15 protein-coding genes are annotated in these 16553 nt (G+C 29.8%); 14 read left to right on the forward strand and 1 reads right to left on the reverse strand.

The window, feature by feature from the left end:
• Positions 1-138: 138 nt before the first annotated feature.
• Positions 139-2049 carry an NAD(+) synthase gene (locus CPAL_RS11920; RefSeq protein WP_207654938.1) on the reverse strand — a complete coding sequence of 637 codons (1911 nt, stop codon included), beginning with the start codon at positions 2047-2049 and terminating at the stop codon, positions 139-141.
• Between the two features lie 366 nt (positions 2050-2415).
• On the opposite strand from CPAL_RS11920, the gene CPAL_RS11925 reads away from it, so the two are divergent.
• The 14 genes from CPAL_RS11925 to CPAL_RS11990 all read left to right on the forward strand — a co-directional run bounded on the left by CPAL_RS11925 (position 2416) and on the right by CPAL_RS11990 (position 16343).
• The gene (locus CPAL_RS11925; RefSeq protein ID WP_242862637.1) at positions 2416-2802 is read left to right on the forward strand and encodes an NfeD family protein; all 387 of its coding nucleotides are present in this window, start codon (positions 2416-2418) and stop codon (positions 2800-2802) included.
• Between the two features lie 18 nt (positions 2803-2820).
• Positions 2821-3762, forward strand: coding sequence for an SPFH domain-containing protein (locus tag CPAL_RS11930; RefSeq protein WP_061858622.1), 942 nt, complete (start codon positions 2821-2823; stop codon positions 3760-3762).
• 166 nt (positions 3763-3928) lie between these two features.
• Positions 3929-5122 (forward strand): glycosyltransferase family 4 protein, encoded by a 1194-nt coding sequence (locus CPAL_RS11935; protein ID WP_061858623.1) that lies wholly within the window; start codon positions 3929-3931, stop codon positions 5120-5122.
• Positions 5123-5157: 35 nt separating this feature from the next.
• Positions 5158-7617: a sugar phosphate nucleotidyltransferase gene (locus CPAL_RS11940; RefSeq protein ID WP_061858624.1), complete on the forward strand. Its 2460-nt coding sequence runs from the start codon at positions 5158-5160 to the stop codon at positions 7615-7617.
• A 140-nt stretch (positions 7618-7757) separates the two neighbouring features.
• Complete coding sequence (locus tag CPAL_RS11945; RefSeq protein ID WP_061858625.1) at positions 7758-8516, forward strand: tRNA threonylcarbamoyladenosine dehydratase; 759 nt, start codon at positions 7758-7760, stop codon at positions 8514-8516.
• Between the two features lie 316 nt (positions 8517-8832).
• Positions 8833-10173: an NADP-specific glutamate dehydrogenase gene (gene gdhA / locus CPAL_RS11950; RefSeq protein ID WP_061858626.1), complete on the forward strand. Its 1341-nt coding sequence runs from the start codon at positions 8833-8835 to the stop codon at positions 10171-10173.
• Between the two features lie 113 nt (positions 10174-10286).
• Complete coding sequence (locus CPAL_RS11955; RefSeq protein WP_116485979.1) at positions 10287-10520, forward strand: hypothetical protein; 234 nt, start codon at positions 10287-10289, stop codon at positions 10518-10520.
• Between the two features lie 118 nt (positions 10521-10638).
• Positions 10639-11043 carry a hypothetical protein gene (locus CPAL_RS11960; protein ID WP_061858628.1) on the forward strand — a complete coding sequence of 135 codons (405 nt, stop codon included), beginning with the start codon at positions 10639-10641 and terminating at the stop codon, positions 11041-11043.
• A gap of 94 nt (positions 11044-11137) precedes the next feature.
• Positions 11138-11563 (forward strand): SoxR reducing system RseC family protein, encoded by a 426-nt coding sequence (locus tag CPAL_RS11965; protein ID WP_061858629.1) that lies wholly within the window; start codon positions 11138-11140, stop codon positions 11561-11563.
• A gap of 187 nt (positions 11564-11750) precedes the next feature.
• Entirely contained in the window at positions 11751-11939 is a 189-nt protein-coding gene (locus CPAL_RS11970; protein WP_061858630.1) for a DUF1858 domain-containing protein, read from the forward strand.
• A 111-nt stretch (positions 11940-12050) separates the two neighbouring features.
• Entirely contained in the window at positions 12051-12770 is a 720-nt protein-coding gene (locus CPAL_RS11975) for a M23 family metallopeptidase (protein ID WP_061858631.1), read from the forward strand.
• 3 nt (positions 12771-12773) lie between these two features.
• Positions 12774-13718, forward strand: a complete 945-nt coding sequence (locus CPAL_RS11980; RefSeq protein ID WP_082787883.1) for a M50 family metallopeptidase — start codon at positions 12774-12776, stop codon at positions 13716-13718.
• A 74-nt stretch (positions 13719-13792) separates the two neighbouring features.
• A complete protein-coding gene (locus tag CPAL_RS11985; protein WP_061858632.1) occupies positions 13793-15655 on the forward strand; it encodes a TIGR03960 family B12-binding radical SAM protein in 1863 nt (620 codons plus the stop codon).
• Positions 15639-16343, forward strand: coding sequence for a TIGR03936 family radical SAM-associated protein (locus CPAL_RS11990; RefSeq protein WP_061858633.1), 705 nt, complete (start codon positions 15639-15641; stop codon positions 16341-16343). Before CPAL_RS11985 ends, CPAL_RS11990 begins: the two co-directional genes overlap by 17 nt.
• Positions 16344-16553: the final 210 nt, after the last annotated feature.

Genomic DNA, 16553 nt, shown 5'->3' on the forward strand with positions numbered 1-16553 from the left:
TAGAGCTATATGATGGTAATAAAAAATGCTAATCACTTATTCTTAATATTCTAGACAAGTGATTAGCAATTATATATTTAAATTAAATAAAATCTTATTTGTTATTGAATTGAAACTTAAATCTCAGTAGCTTGGTTGCTAATTATTAATCCATAGTTTGTAGCTGGCATCTGATGGCATTCGTAAATCTCCTCTTGGAGAGAGGCTTATGGTTCCAACCTTAGGACCATCAGGTATAGCAGAACGTTTAAATTGCTGAGTGAAAAATCTTCTTATAAATTTATCAAACCACTTTTCAATAGTAGCATCATCATAATCTTCTTTAAAAGCTTCTTTTGCAAGGAAAAGAATTTTCTCAGGAGTGGCGTTATGTCTTATAAAGTAGTATAGAAAAAAGTCATGCAATTCATAAGGTCCTACAATATCTTCAGTTTTTTGAGATATCTCCCCGTTGCTATTTTTTGGAAGAAGTTCAGGGCTTACTGGTGTATCTAATATATCTTTTAAAGTTTTTGAGATTGTAGAAGAAAAATTGTGATTCGCTGAATATTCAACCAAATATCTAACAAGGGTTTTAGGGATAGAGCAGTTTACAGAATACATAGACATATGATCTCCGTTGTATGTAGCCCATCCTAAAGCCAGCTCAGAAAGGTCGCCGGTTCCAACTAAAAGAGCACCTTCTTTATTGGCTACGTCCATAAGAATTTGAGTTCTTTCTCTTGCTTGCACATTTTCATAGGTAACATCATGAATTTCTGCCGCATGTTCGATATCCTTAAAATGTTGAAGACAGGCATCTACTATATTTATCTCTCTAAAATCAGTACCAAGTTCCCTGCATAAGAGAACTGCATTATTATAAGTTCTATCTGTAGTTCCAAAACCAGGCATTGTTATAGTTATAATATTTTTTCTAGGAAGCTTTAGCATATCCAAAGTTCTAACTGATACGAGCAATGCTAAAGTAGAATCTAATCCACCAGAAATTCCAATGACAACTTTATCAATTCCAGTATGATTTAAGCGCTTTGCAAGTCCAGCAGACTGTATATTAAGTATTTCCTCTGAGCGTTCTTCTCTTTCATGTTCATCAGAAGGTACGAAAGGATGTTTATCTATAAATCTATCAAAATTGTGAGGTTTAGTGTTTTCAAACTCGAAGTTGATTTCGAATGGTTCAAAAGGACAAAGTCTAGTGCTATCTCTAAAGCTTAAGTTTCGAATTCTTTCATTAATTAATTTATCTACATCAATAATTGAGGTAATAATTTCATTTTCTCTCTGAAATCTATGATTTTCTTTTAACAAATTCCCATTTTCTTCTATAATTAAATGTCCACTAAAAACTAAATCTGTTGTAGATTCAAATACTCCTGAAGAAGAATAAACATAAGAAGAAATACATCTAGCACTTTGTGAAGATATCATAGATTTTCTATAACTAGATTTTGACACAAGTTCATTGGATGCAGAAAGATTTCCTATTATATTGGCACCAAGAAGAGCAAGATATGAACTAGGTGGTATTACAGTCCATAAATCTTCACAAATTTCAAATCCAAATTTAAAAACTTCACTTGAAAATATTAGGTTTATTCCAAAAGGTATATGTTTTTGAAAAGAAAGATCTACATAGTGATTAATTATATCATAACCTTCGGTAAACCATCGCTTTTCATAAAACTCTGAATAATTTGGTATATAATTTTTAGGAACAATTCCGAGTATTTTTCCGTTATATATAATATAAGCACAATTATATAGGCGATTCCTATAAAGTAAAGGAGCGCCAACTGCTATTAAAATATCTTTACCCAAAGAAAAGTCACGAATATCCTGTACTCCATTGATAGCTTCATGAATTAGGTGCTGCTGTAGAAATAAATCTCCACAAGTATAAGAAGTTATAGCTAGCTCTGGCAAGACTATTAATTTTGAATTCTCTTTTAAGGCTGCATTTATGCATTCTTTTATATTTTTAACATTGAATTCTATATCTGCAACATTAACCACAGGGCATGCCGCTGCTACTCTAATAAAGTTCATTAAATTCACACTCCATCTTTTTGTTTATGTATATGTATTAATAATATTTTCACTATTAAACTTTAACCCCTAAAATGCTTGTCTGTCAACATGTTATATCTTATCAATCTACCTAGATTGAGCAAAGGGACTAAACTTTCAAATGAATTTTTGCATAATTTATTTCTAGAGTGCATATAAAATTGAGATAAAAGTACACTGAGTAATAAATAGAATAGAATATAAAGGATATATAATAATTTTACTAATTATGTTAAATGGCGTATAATTTAATGTATAATAACTTTGTAGTGTTATAATATTTAATGAAAGAAGGTGGTATCAATTGTAAGGGGATATATAATATTATGGATAATTATAGCTAGCGTGACTTTAGGGATAGATATAGTAACTAGTAGTTTCTTATTTATATGGTTTACAATTGGAGGAGTTGTATCCTTAATACTTGCAATTTTAGGATTTTCTTTTTCAGCTCAAGTTATTAGCTTTACAGGATTAAGTATAGCTTTAATGGCTATAGGTTATCCATATGTTAAAAAGACCATAAAAAAAACTGTTCCCATAACTCCCACTATGGAAGAGAGATATATCGGGCGAGAATTTATAAGCGATAAAGATATAGTAGATAAGACTACAATAAAGTTTGAAGGAATATATTGGACTGTAAAAAATAAGGGGGAGAGAATAAACAGAGGAGATAAGGTTAAGATTATTGGTATTGAAGGCAATAAATTGCTAATTAAAAAATTGTAATAAGGAAGGGGCAAAAAAATGTTTTTTAATATTTTAGGAATAATAATTTTAGTTATAATTCTAATTTCAATAGTGTCGTCCATTAAAATTGTAAACACGGGATATGTATACATTGTAGAGAGATTTGGTCAATATCACAGGACTCTTGAGCCAGGATGGCACTTTATAATCCCATTTGTAGAGTTCGTAAGAAAAAAAATATCAACTAAACAGCAAATTTTAGATATACAACCTCAAAGTGTTATAACTAAGGACAATGTTAAAATTTCTATAGATAATGTTATATTTTATAAAGTTTTAAATGCAAAGGATGCCGTTTATAATATTGAAGATTATAAATCAGGTATAGTTTACTCTACTATTACAAATATGAGGAATATAGTAGGAGATATGTCTTTAGATGAGGTTTTATCGGGAAGAGATCGAATTAACTCTAAACTTTTAGAAATAATCGATGAAATTACAGATGCCTATGGAATTAAAATTCTCTCTGTAGAAATAAAGAATATAATACCACCAGCAGAAATTCAGCAGGCTATGGAAAAACAAATGAAAGCTGAAAGAGATAAGAGAGCTGCAATATTACAAGCTGAAGGTCAAAAGCAAAGTGAAATTGCAAGAGCAGAGGGAGAAAAGCAATCAAGAATACTCCAGGCAGAAGCAGAAAAAGAAGCTAATATAAGACGTGCTGAGGGGCTTCGTGAATCCCAGCTTCTTGAAGCTGAAGGTAAAGCTAAAGCTATAGAGATTGTGGCTAAGGCACAAGCGGAGGCCATAAATATAGTTAATAGAGCTATAATTGAATCAGGAACCAATGAAACTGTAATAGCTTTAAAACAGGTAGAAGCACTTAAAGAAATGGCAAATTCTCCTGCTAATAAACTTATACTTCCAAATGAAACTTTATCTTCTCTTGGCAGTATATCAGCTATAGGTGAAATGCTTAAAAAGGAAAAATAACTTAAAATATGCTCAAAGGAAAGACAGCACTTAAACTAAGCAGCTGTCTTTTCTTTTGAAGTTTATTTACATAAAATGGTTGAAAATATATATTTATACATTATAATAAAAGTAAAGTAAATTAATCCAAAGATTAGTATACAGATTAAAGGAGCGTAGCAAATAAATGAGAATATTAATATTATCATGGGAATATCCACCTAAAAATGTTGGGGGCTTATCTAATCATGTTTATCATTTATCTCATAGTTTGTGTGAAATGGGGCATGAAGTTCATGTAGTAACCTGTCAAGATGGGATAGCTCCTATAAAGGAAAATGATAATGGAGTTTTTATTTATAGAGTAGAGCCGTATAAAATACAAACTCAAGATTTTATAAAGTGGGTAATGCAGTTAAATTTTGCAATGATAGAAGAAAGTATAAGGATAATAAAATTACAAGGAAGAATGGATATAATACATGCTCATGATTGGCTTTCTACATTTGCTGCTAAGGCTCTAAAATGGGCTTATAATATACCACTTATAGCTACTATTCATGCTACCGAATATGGAAGAAATGCTGGAATTAAAACAGATATGCAAAGATATATATCTTCTACAGAATGGAATCTTACCTATGAAGCTTGGAAGGTAATTGTTTGCAGCAATTATATGAAAGAGCAGATTGCAACTATATTTTCTACACCAAGAGAAAAAATATGGATTATACCTAATGGAGTAAAGGTTGTAAACTTTCAGGAAAAGAATGATTTATACAATGTTAGAAAAAAATATGCAAAAAATGATGAAAAGATTGTTTTATATATAGGGAGACATGTTTTTGAAAAGGGAATACACATACTTATAAATGCAATTCCTGAAATATTAAAAGAAAATGCTAAAATTAAATTTATAATAGCTGGAACAGGAAGTATGACAGAAGAATTAAAAGATATAGTATTAAATGAAGGAATTGAAGAAAAAGTCATATTTACAGGATATATAAGTGAAGAAGAAAAGGGTAAATTATATCGCATATCCGATGCAGCAGTTTTTCCTTCTATATATGAACCTTTTGGAATAGTAGCTTTAGAAGCTATGGCAGCAGGATGTCCTGTAATTGCCTCTGATATAGGAGGATTTTCAGAAATAATACGCCACGGAATTAATGGGTTGAAATTTATGAGTGGCTCTACTACTAGTTTAAAGGACAGTTTGCTAGAAGTATTAAATAATACTGAATTGGCAAATAAATTAAGAGAGAATGGATTAAAAAGTGTAAAGGAGAACTACTCTTGGAAGCAGATTGCTGAGCTTACAACCGAAGTATATAAACAGGTATTAAAAGAAGCTAAAGGAACTGAGTGGGCAGGTTAGGAATAGAGATAAGGATTGTAAGAGGAGTGAAGTGCATGAAGGCAATTATTATGGCAGGTGGACTTGGAAGTAGACTGAGACCGCTTACTTGTAATACACCTAAATCTATGATGCCAATATTGAATAAGCCTATTATGCAATACATAATAGAGTTATTAAAGAAAAATGGCATAGAGGATATAGGAATAACCTTACAATACTTAGCAGATGAAGTAACCAATTATTTTGAAGATGGGAATAAGTTTGGAGTTAGAATAAAATATTTCATTGAAGAAACTCCATTAGGGACAGCGGGAAGTGTAAAGAATGCAGAAGATTTTTTAGATGATACTTTTATTGTTATAAGTGGAGATTCTTTAACAAACATAAACTTATCTAAAGTTATTGATTATCATAAAAGCAAAAATGCTATAGGGACTTTAGTACTAAAAGAAGTACAAGTCCCTTTAGAATATGGAGTGGTCTTAACTGATAAAGAAGGAAGAGTTACTGAATTTTTAGAAAAACCAAGGTGGAATGAAGTTATTAGTGATAAGGTAAATACAGGAATATATATATTAGAACCAAGAATTTTTTCCTATTATGGGAAAAATAAAAAATTCGACTTTAGTGAGGACTTATTCCCTATGCTAATTAATAATGGAGAAACTTTATATACTTATGTTGCAGATGGGTATTGGTGCGATATTGGAACTATTCAAGAATATACTAAGTGTCATTTCGATATATTAAGAGGAAATGCTAAATTAAAAGTTGATTTAGAAAAATATAAAAATAAAATATGGGTAGGAAAAAACTGTGAAATAGATATAAAAACAAAGATAATACCTCCTGTATTTATAGGAAATAATACGAGAATATATGGAGGGGCTGAGATAGGACCGTATACTGTACTTGGTAGAAATAACATTATATCAGCTGGAGCAACTATAAAAAGAAGCATATTATTTGACAATTGTTATGTAGGAGACAATGCAGAGATAAGAGGAACAGTTCTTTGTAAAAATGTACAGTTAGAATCGAAAACGTCAGTATTTGAAGGTGCTGCAATAGGCGATGATACATTAATTAAAACAAACTCTATAGTGAAGCCAGGAGTTAAAATATGGCCTAACAAGTTAATAGAATCAAATACTATAGTAAAATCCAATATTATCTGGGGTGAAAAGTTTTCAAGAACCCTCTTCGGAAAGAAAGGGATAACTGGAGGTATAAACATAGATATAACTCCAGAATTTGTCTCAAAGTTAGGCTCTGCATATGGTTCGTTGCTAAAATACGGAAGTAGAGTAGCTATAAGCTGTAATGATAACGGAGCGGCTCAGATGATTAAATATTCTCTTGCTACAGGGCTATTATCTATGGGCATGGAAGTTTATGATCTTGAAGAAACAACTACGGCTATGACAAGATATGCTGTTAAGTTTTTCAGAGTTAGTGGAGCTATTCACGTTATAGTAGATAAAGATAATCCACAAAAGGTTAATATATTATTTATGAATGAGAATGGTATAGATATAGATAAATCCATGGAAAGAAAAATTGAAAATAGCTTTATAAGAGAAGACTTTAGAAGGGTAAGGACAGATTGCTTTAAAGGTGTAGTTCATTTTGATAATAATGAAAAATATTATATCAGATCTATTATTAATAGATTAGATATACCCAAAATTAAAATAAAGAAATATAAGGTGGTAATAAGTACTAGAAATTCTTTAATATGTTATATAGTAAAAGAGATTTTCTCTGAACTTGAAGTTAATGCTGTATTATATGAAAAGGTTAAGGATTTAGTTGGACTTAGCAAAAAAGTTGTAGAAAACAAAGCTAACTTAGGAGTATATATTTCCGATGAAGGAGAATATGCAACTTTTGTAGATGAAAAAGGAAATATAATAAAAGAAGATTCATATGATGCATTAAGGTATTTTATAATGTTGAAATACTCTAAAATTAATACATTAGTGGTACCAGTAACTTCATCTGAAGCAATAAAAAAAGTTGCTTCTATGTGTAAAGTTAAATTTATAAGAACAAAGACATCACAAAAAAGCATTTTAGATGAGTATATAAAAAATGAAAAAAGCTTGACAAAAATGGACATTATAAATGGATATTTGATTACTTTGGATGCTGTAGGAATACTTATGTTTACCTTAAACTTAATGGCAAATGATAGCTTGTCTCTATTTCAAATTATATCTAGATTTTCTACCTATCATAAGAAAGAGCAAAAGGTCAGATGCCCTTCTAATATTAAAGGAAAAATAATGCGCAGTTTAATGGAGAAAATGGATTATAAAGTTACAGAAATTATAGAAGGAATTAAATTTGAATACGGAGATGCTTGGATACTTGTTATTCCAGATGTAGAGGAGCCTTTATGCAAGATATATACAGAATCTAAAGATGTACAGTTAGTAGAAAAAATAAGCAATGAATTTGCTAAAAAAATTGAAGAGATGGTTGATGAGAATAATTGTATTAATAAATAGCTCAATTACTTTCTTTATTTGAAAGTAATTGAGCTATTTATTAACTTTGGATTTTAGGTAAAGTTTATAAAAAAATATTGACTTTCACATAATAATTGCTTAGTATATCCTATAGGAAAAGTAGGATATAGGAGGGCTTTATGAAACAACATTTATTTTCGAGAACTGAATTATTAATTGGGAAGGATGGATTAGATAGATTAAAAAACAGCAAAGTAATAGTTTTAGGATTAGGTGGAGTTGGAAGTTTTACTGCTGAGGCTTTAGTAAGGGCAGGAGTAGGGAATTTAGTTATAGTGGATGATGATACTGTTTGTTTAACTAACTTGAATAGACAGATACATGCTAAATTTGATACCATAAGCAAGTCTAAAGTAGAGGTTATGAGAGATAGAATACTAAGTATAAATCCTAAGTGCAATGTAGAAGTCTATGAAACATTTATAAAAGAAGATAACATAGATGAAATAATAAAAAAAGATGTAGATTATGTAGCAGATGCTATAGATACTGTATCATCTAAAATTTCTACTATAGTTTGGTGTAAAGAAAGAAATATAAATATAATAAGTTGTATGGGGACTGGGAATAAGATGGATCCAACAGCATTTAAAGTTTCAGATATCTATAATACCAAGATTTGTCCTTTAGCAAAGGTTATGAGATACGAACTTAGGAAAAGAAGTGTTAAGGAACTTAAGGTAGTGTATTCAGAAGAAACACCTCTTAAGCCTAAATTAGAAGAAGTTATTACTTGCAAGGAAGGCTGTGTATGCACAGGAGGAAGTAAAAAATGTTCACATAAGAGACAAATACCAGGAAGTATATCTTTTGTTCCACCTGTTGCAGGCATGATAATGGCTGGAGAAATAATTAAAGATATTTTAAAATTAAAATAAGCTTTGTGATTAATAAAAATTAAAATACACTGCAATTTTTAAGCAGTGTATTTTAATTTTTTGAAACTATTTGCAACAATTTGTAGGTTAATATTGCACAATAAGTACAAAAATGTGTACACTAAACAAATTATTATGATTTATATCTAAATTAAATTTACTTTTGGAAAATATAGTATGTATATTGATGTGTTATTAAATTGCTAAAAAAAGCTGCAAAAATTTATATAAATTTTAAAAAACGTATATTAATTTTATTAAATTTGTGATATTATATTGAATAACAAAGGAATTTAAATTAATAGGGGGTTGTTTTATGGAAGCAAAACAGTATGTAGAACAGGTGTTTGAAGGTGTGTTAAAAAGAAATTCATATGAAAGTGAATTTCATCAAGCAGTAAAAGAGGTTTTAAAGTCTTTAGTTCCAGTTTTAGAAAAACATCCTGAATATATTGAAGAAGGGATTTTGGATAGAATTGTTGAACCAGAAAGACAAATAATGTTTAGAGTTCCATGGGTAGATGATGAAGGAAAAGTTAGAGTTAATAGAGGATTTAGGGTTCAATTTAATAGTGCTATAGGACCATATAAAGGAGGACTTAGATTTCATCCAAGTGTAAATTTAAGCATAATTAAGTTTTTAGGATTTGAGCAAATCTTTAAAAATTCTCTTACTGGTCTTCCAATAGGAGGAGGAAAAGGTGGTTCAGATTTTGATCCTAAAGGAAAATCTGATAGAGAAATCATGAGATTTTGTCAAAGTTTTATGACAGAGCTTTCAAAGTACATAGGAAAAGATATAGATGTACCTGCTGGTGATATTGGAGTAGGTGGAAGAGAAATCGGATATTTATATGGACAATATAAGAGAATGACAAATTCTTATGAGGGAGTTTTAACTGGAAAGGGATTAACTTTTGGAGGAAGCCTTGCAAGAACAGAAGCAACTGGTTATGGATTAGTTTATTTTGTTGATGAAATGTTAAAAGCAAAAGGAATGAGCTTTGAAGGAAAAACTGTAGTTGTATCTGGAGCAGGTAATGTTGCCATCTATGCTATAGAAAAAGCACAGCAATTAGGAGCAAAAGTAGTATCATGCAGTGATTCTAATGGGTATATCTATGATGAAAATGGAATTGATTTAGCTCTATTAAAGAGAATCAAGGAAGTAGAAAGAAAGAGATTGACAGAGTATGTTAAATATCGTCCTGAAGCTAAATACACAGAAGGAAAAGGTGTATGGAATATACCATGTGATATAGCTCTTCCTTGCGCTACTCAAAATGAATTAAATGAAGAAGATGCTAAGACATTAGTTAAAAATGGAGTAATAGCTGTTGGAGAAGGTGCTAATATGCCTTCAACTTTAGAAGCTATAGATGTATTTATAAATAATAAAGTTCTTTTTGCACCTGCAAAAGCTGCTAACGCTGGTGGAGTTGCTGTTTCTGCTTTAGAAATGTCTCAAAACAGCATGAGATATTCATGGACTTTTGAAGAAGTAGATGCAAAGCTAAAAGGCATAATGAAGAATATTTATGAAAATTCATCTAAAGCTGCTAAAGAATATGGATATGAAGATAATCTTGTAGTAGGAGCAAACATTGCTGGATTTATAAAGGTTGCAGAGGCTATGATGGCACAAGGAATAGTTTAAAAAATATAGAAGTGAATGGGGTTAGAAAATCCAAAACAAGGAAAAAGAATTAAGTGTTAAAAAGTATGTATTTAAGAAGTCATAAACATTGATTTATTCGATAAATCATGATTATGGCTTTCTTTTTTTATTTAAGTGGGGACAAGGAACAGAGATTCTTAAATGAGGATGAGGATATTAGTAATAATCAAAGTGCATTTAATGACTTAGATACTTATGAGTATAATAGAAAATATATAGAAAAATACATGGGTGCATCTATAGATATATTTGTAGGATGGAGACAAGGTGGAAGTTTTGATAAAGATTTTTTAATGAAAAGATACAAAGTATTAGAAATTCAATAATTATTTTTAAGTATATTGTAATAACTAAATTATAATAATATTGTTATACAGTATTTGGTCTAGTGTTGCCATAGTGTATATTTTTAGTATAATAAGGATAATGAAAGAAGGACAATAAATGAGAAGATATATAAGAGTAAACAATAAGATACTTATTATAATAGTAACAGTAATTATTTTTTCATTAGCTGCCGGAGTAGTGCTTAGTCTTGAAGAACAAACAGCATTTGCTCTTCAAGTTAAAAAATCTTCTCCTAATGTGACAGCAAGTGTTGATAATACTTTTCCTGTACAAAATTCAATTGTAAATATAACCGTGACAGGTCCAGCAGGAGCTGAGGTTAGGATAGTTTGTCATTATAAATCTGGAGATACTTATTATTCGGGAATGATACAAAGTAATGAAAGAACCATTATACCTGTTCTAGTTGGATTAGCTGAACCAGGATATGCAGTATCCGTAGATGTATCTGTAATTTCTGATAAGATATATACTACTCAAACTATGTTTATTCCTCAATAAAAAGTGTGACTAAACTCTTAGAAATTTTAATGGATATATGATATAATAACAAAAAAAACGTAGTGATTAAGAACATTTGTAGGAGTTGATTAGAATGGTACAAACAGGATATGTAACTTCTATTCAAGGTGAATACGCTGTGGTTTCCTTTAAAAGACAAGGAGGCTGTGGAGATAGCTGTGCTAGCTGTAAGTTAGCTTGTGCATCAGCAGGGGTTACAACTGAAATAAAAAATACACTTGGAGCTAAGATAGGAGATAAGGTAAAAGTTGAAATGAAGCAGAATGCCTTTAATAAAATGCTGTTGTGGGTATATGTTTTCCCATTGATTATGCTAGCAATTGGAATAGGAGTAGGCATGAAAGTATTCGCTACATTAGGATATGGAAATGTTGAAATTTTAAGTTTTTTGTTAGGAATTGTAGCTCTTGGAATTTCATATTGGATTTTAAGTAAGATTAGTAAAAAAACTGCTCAAAAAGAAGAATATTCTTTAAGAATGACTCAAATTGTAAAATAATAAAAAATAAGCATTTTCTAAAGTATTTTTTTAGAAAATGCTTATTTTTTATTTTGTTTGGGAAATATATAATAGAATATGTTTTAAAAATTTGTGAATAAAATTAAATTTTAAACGATTTTGAAATCTAATAAATTCTGCAATCTTAAAATATTCTATAGTATTAAGAGAAAAGGAGAATTATATTATGAAATTTACAAAAGATATGACAATAGGAGAAGTAATAAGAATAGACAGGTCAAAAGCAGAAATTTTAATGAACTTTGGAATGGGATGCGTAGGGTGTCCATCATCTCAAGGTGAAACTCTTGAAGAGGCAGCTATGATACATGGAATTGAATTAAATGCTTTATTAGAAGCATTAAATAAAGAATAGCAATAAAAAAGGCATTTCGAGTGAAAAGTGCCTTTTTTTTATTCATTGTAATAGAAATAGTTCTAAGCAAATATATATTATAGTGTAAGTTTGTAGATGGGGGGATAAAAGATGGGAAACTATAATTCTCAGTATGAAAATTATTATAAATCTATTATAAATAAAAGGAGTAACAATAAAAATTATTTTGAAAGGTATTCAGAAAAAAGTTATAAGGGAAACCCAGTAATAAGAAAAATAATTCAAGACTTATGTGGAGTACTTGCCATGTTCATAGTGGTTATTGTTTGTAAAGTTATACAAATTCCACAAACACAAATGATTTATAAATATTCTAAACAAGTTGTAAACACTAATTTGGACTATAAAGAAATTGTAAGTAAAGTAAAAGCCTTAGATGAAAATGAAAGTATTCAAGATAAAACAGTAGAAATCATAGATAAGATAAAAACAAAATTTACAAGAGGACAAACTATAAAAGAAAAGATAAGAGAAAAATTCACATTACCTGCTGAAGGCATTATTAAAGAAGATGATGAAGGTATAAACATAGGAACTTCAGAAAAAGGAGAGATTTTTGCAAGCTATGATGGAAAAGTAAAGGAATGTGGAAAAGATACTGATCTTGGAAGCTATATAATAATAGATCACGGAGAGGGTATAGAAACTTTATACTCTAATTTAGATAAAGTATTAGTAAATAAAAATGACCTAGTAAAAAAAGGAGATAATATAGCAGAAAATATTGATACAAAAAAGCATGTCCATTTTGAAGTTCTATTTATGGGACAGAACAAAGGTTTAGAAAAGATGATTAGGGCAGAGAAATAAAGAATGAAAGAAAAAGAAGAGCTAATCATAAAAATCAGCAAGCTTTTTATTCCTTATATAATTGTACTCATAATCATAGGATTTAAAGGAAAGATTTTAGTATCCTTTGTGCTTGTATTTCTTCATGAACTTGTACATTATGTAACAGCTAAAAAATTAGGATTTGGTGGATTTGGTATAGAAATTTTGCCTATAGGAGCAGTACTTAAATTTAAGGAGTTAGATGAAGCGGATCCAAAGGAAGATTTAATAATATCTTTAAGTGGGCCTTTGTTTAATTTAGTTTTTGCTGTGATTTTCTATTTATTAAATATTAAATTTCAAAGTAACTATCTGGATATATTATATATGAGCAATTTATCCTTAGGAATTTTTAATCTTATTCCAGCATTTCCTTTGGATGGGGGAAGAATAATTAGGGATATTATTTCATTTAGAACATTTTATAAAAGAGCAAACAAAATAACAGTTAATATTAGTATTGGCATAGGAATAATCATAACGGGTTATTTTTTAATACTCATGGTATTTGGATATAGATATATTAGTATTGGTATTATAGGAGGTTTAATAGTAATTACATCATATAAAGAGAAAGAAAGGATAGTATATTTAATTATGAGTGATATTGTGAAAAAAAAATATAAATTTATAAAGAGAGGATATATGGGAAATAGAAGTATATCCATATATTGCAAAAAGACTTTGTTAGATGCTTTGAGTATAGTAGATAAAAATAAATATAATATTTTTATAGTATTAGATAGTGATATGAAGGCAATAAATGTAATATACGAAGAAGAATTAGTAGAGGCGTTAAAGGTATATGGAAATATAACAATAGAAGAATATTTGAAGAATATAGATGAAATAGATAAGATAGATAAACTTGCTAAAGTGAGTATTGACGAATGGAAAAAGTGGAAGGAAGATAAGAAAGAACTTTAAGGAATTGATTTTATTTTTAAAATTATGGTACAATACAAAGATATGATTGAAGAATTAACACAGGAGGAAGATTAATGAATAAAATATCAGATGATATATTATATAAGGTTGAAAAACCTATCAGATATACAGGTGGAGAATTAAATTCTTTCTACAAGAATAAAGATGAAGTAGACATAAGATTTGCTTTTTGTTTTCCAGATGTATATGAAGTTGGAATGTCTCACTTAGGAACTAAAATCCTGTACTATGTTCTAAATCAAAGAAAGGATACTTTCTGCGAAAGAGCATTTGCACCATGGCCAGATATGGAAAAGCTTATGAGAGAAAATAACATTCCTATGTATACTTTAGAAACTAAGGATTCTTTAAAGGAATTTGATTTCGTTGGTTTTACACTACAGTATGAAATGAGTTATACTAATATACTAAACATGCTTGATATGGCAGGTATTCCTGTAAGAGCTTCTAAAAGAAGTGAAGAAGATCCAATAGTTATATGTGGAGGACCATGCGCATATAATCCTGAACCACTTTATGACATTGCTGATATGTTTGCCTTAGGAGAAGGCGAAGCTCAATTAAATGAAGTATTAGATCTGTATCAAGAATGTAAAAAGAAGGGCTTAAGTAAAAAAGAATTTTTAAGAGAAGCAGTAAAAATAAGGGGGATATATGTTCCAAGCCTTTATGAAGTAAGTTACCATGAAGATGGAACTATAAAAGAATTTAAGCCTAAATATAAAGATGTACCTGAAAAGGTTACTAAGGCAGTAATTCGAAATATAGATGAAGTAGATTTTCCAGATAAATTAATAGTTCCGTATGGAGAAATAGTACATGATAGGGTTACTGTTGAAACTTTTAGAGGATGTACTAGAGGATGTAGATTTTGTCAAGCAGGGATGATATATAGACCAGTCAGAGAAAAGACTACAGATAAGATAATGGAACAAGTAGGTAAATTATTAAAGTCTACAGGATATGAAGAAGTTTCACTTGTATCCTTAAGTATTTGTGATTATTCAGATATTCAAAATCTTGTAAGATCTTTAATAGAAAAGTATAAAGAAAAAAAGGTAGGGATATCTTTACCGTCTATAAGAATAGATTCTTTCTCAGTAGACTTAATAAATGAAATTCAAAAGGTGAGAAAGACAGGACTTACATTTGCACCAGAAGCTGGAAGTCAAAGAATGAGAGATATTATAAACAAAGGTGTTACAGAGAAGGATCTTATGGAGTCTGTATCCAGTGCTTTTAAGTCAGGTTGGTCTACTATAAAGCTTTACTTTATGATAGGGCTTCCATATGAAACCAATGAGGATATACTTGGCATAGCAGACCTTGGAGAAAAGGTTGTAGAAGAGTATTATAAGGTTCCTAAGGGAGATAGGAAGAAAGGACTTAGAGTTACTTTAAGCACTTCTATATTTGTACCAAAGCCTTTTACACCTTTCCAATGGGCACCGCAAGATACTATGGAACAAGTTAAAGAAAAAATTAAGCTTTTAAGAGAGTCGATAAAAAACAGACATATAGTATATAATTGGCATGAGTCTCCAGTTAGCTATATAGAGGCTGTGTTTGCAAGAGGAGATAGAAAGCTTTGTGATGTTCTTGTAAAAGCTTTCGAGAAAGGAGCTAAGTTTGATGGTTGGGGAGAGTACTTCAACTTTGAAATTTGGAAAGAAGCTATGGCTGAATGCGGTGTAGATGGAGATTTCTATGCATATCGTGAAAGGGATTATGAAGAAATTTTACCATGGGATTTCATAGATATAGGTGTTACAAAGGAGTTTTTAATAAAAGAAAATGAACGTGCTAGGAAAGCAGAAGTTACTCGCGATTGCAGACTTGGATGTACAAATTGCGGTATAAACACATCAGAATGCTTTAAAGAGGGGGCTTGTTTTAAAAATGCGATATTTAATTAAATATACTAAAGGTAGTGATATAAAATTTGTATCTCATTTAGAACTGATGAGAACTATTCAGAGAATTCTAAGAAGAGCTGATCTTCCTGTAGCATATTCAAAAGGATTTAATCCACATATAATCTTATCAATAGCTCAACCTCTTTCTGTAGGTGTGTATTCTAAAGGAGAATATATGGATGTAGAGTTTAGCAAAGAAGTGGATGAAGATTATATAAAAGAAGAATTTAATAAGAATGCACCTGCAGGAATTAAAGCATTAGATGTGGTGAAAGTTAAAGATAAAGATGGAAAGAAAAAGAAGCCTCAAGCTATGGCAGCAGTGGAAGCAGCAAAATATACTCTGGATTTAAGATGTACTGATGAGAAGAATGTAGAACAAGAATTAAATAAATTGATGAAGTTATCAGAATGGAATATAGTAAAAAAGAGTAAAAAAGGTGAAAAAGAAGTAAATATAAAGCCTTTAATTAAAGAAATTAAATTTAGCATAAAAGAATCTATTCTTCATATAGAAGCTTTAGTAACTGCTGGAAGTAAGCAAAATTTATCAGCGCAGGTTATTGCAGAATATCTAAAAGAAAACATTGATGGATTAGATAAAGATGCGTTTACTTATATTGAAAGAATAGATATGTTTGCATATAAAGGGAAAAGGTTGCTTCCACTTAATGAATATTTTAAGTAATGTAATTTAGAAAAAGAAGGTTAAGAACGTAGTTTAAAAATTTTATAATATAAAATATAAGAATTTAAAAATAAAAATGCTGAGGTTCATTGTAAAATTAAATGCAACAGATAAAAAAATATTAAAACCATAGTGAAAATCATGTATGATATAGGTGTTGAGTATAAACATACAGGAGATTTTCACTATGGTTCATGATACTGATTATAA

It is taken from the genome of Clostridium thermopalmarium DSM 5974, assembly GCF_002995795.1.
Classification (GTDB): domain Bacteria; phylum Bacillota; class Clostridia; order Clostridiales; family Clostridiaceae; genus Clostridium_H; species Clostridium_H thermopalmarium.

Excerpts from the sequence above, each read along its gene's own strand:
- CPAL_RS11945 (WP_061858625.1), top strand. The coding sequence starts at position 7,758 with ATGAAACAACATTTATTTTCGAGAACTGAATTATTAATTGGGAAGGAT.
- gdhA (WP_061858626.1), top strand. The coding sequence starts at position 8,833 with ATGGAAGCAAAACAGTATGTAGAACAGGTGTTTGAAGGTGTGTTAAAA.
- CPAL_RS11975 (WP_061858631.1), top strand. The coding sequence starts at position 12,051 with ATGGGAAACTATAATTCTCAGTATGAAAATTATTATAAATCTATTATA.
- CPAL_RS11920 (WP_207654938.1), bottom strand. The coding sequence starts at position 2,049 with ATGAACTTTATTAGAGTAGCAGCGGCATGCCCTGTGGTTAATGTTGCA.
- CPAL_RS11935 (WP_061858623.1), top strand. The coding sequence starts at position 3,929 with ATGAGAATATTAATATTATCATGGGAATATCCACCTAAAAATGTTGGG.
- CPAL_RS11955 (WP_116485979.1), top strand. The coding sequence starts at position 10,287 with ATGGCTTTCTTTTTTTATTTAAGTGGGGACAAGGAACAGAGATTCTTA.
- CPAL_RS11940 (WP_061858624.1), top strand. The coding sequence starts at position 5,158 with ATGAAGGCAATTATTATGGCAGGTGGACTTGGAAGTAGACTGAGACCG.
- CPAL_RS11970 (WP_061858630.1), top strand. The coding sequence starts at position 11,751 with ATGAAATTTACAAAAGATATGACAATAGGAGAAGTAATAAGAATAGAC.
- CPAL_RS11965 (WP_061858629.1), top strand. The coding sequence starts at position 11,138 with ATGGTACAAACAGGATATGTAACTTCTATTCAAGGTGAATACGCTGTG.
- CPAL_RS11930 (WP_061858622.1), top strand. The coding sequence starts at position 2,821 with ATGTTTTTTAATATTTTAGGAATAATAATTTTAGTTATAATTCTAATT.
- CPAL_RS11985 (WP_061858632.1), top strand. The coding sequence starts at position 13,793 with ATGAATAAAATATCAGATGATATATTATATAAGGTTGAAAAACCTATC.
- CPAL_RS11960 (WP_061858628.1), top strand. The coding sequence starts at position 10,639 with ATGAGAAGATATATAAGAGTAAACAATAAGATACTTATTATAATAGTA.
- CPAL_RS11990 (WP_061858633.1), top strand. The coding sequence starts at position 15,639 with ATGCGATATTTAATTAAATATACTAAAGGTAGTGATATAAAATTTGTA.
- CPAL_RS11980 (WP_082787883.1), top strand. The coding sequence starts at position 12,774 with ATGAAAGAAAAAGAAGAGCTAATCATAAAAATCAGCAAGCTTTTTATT.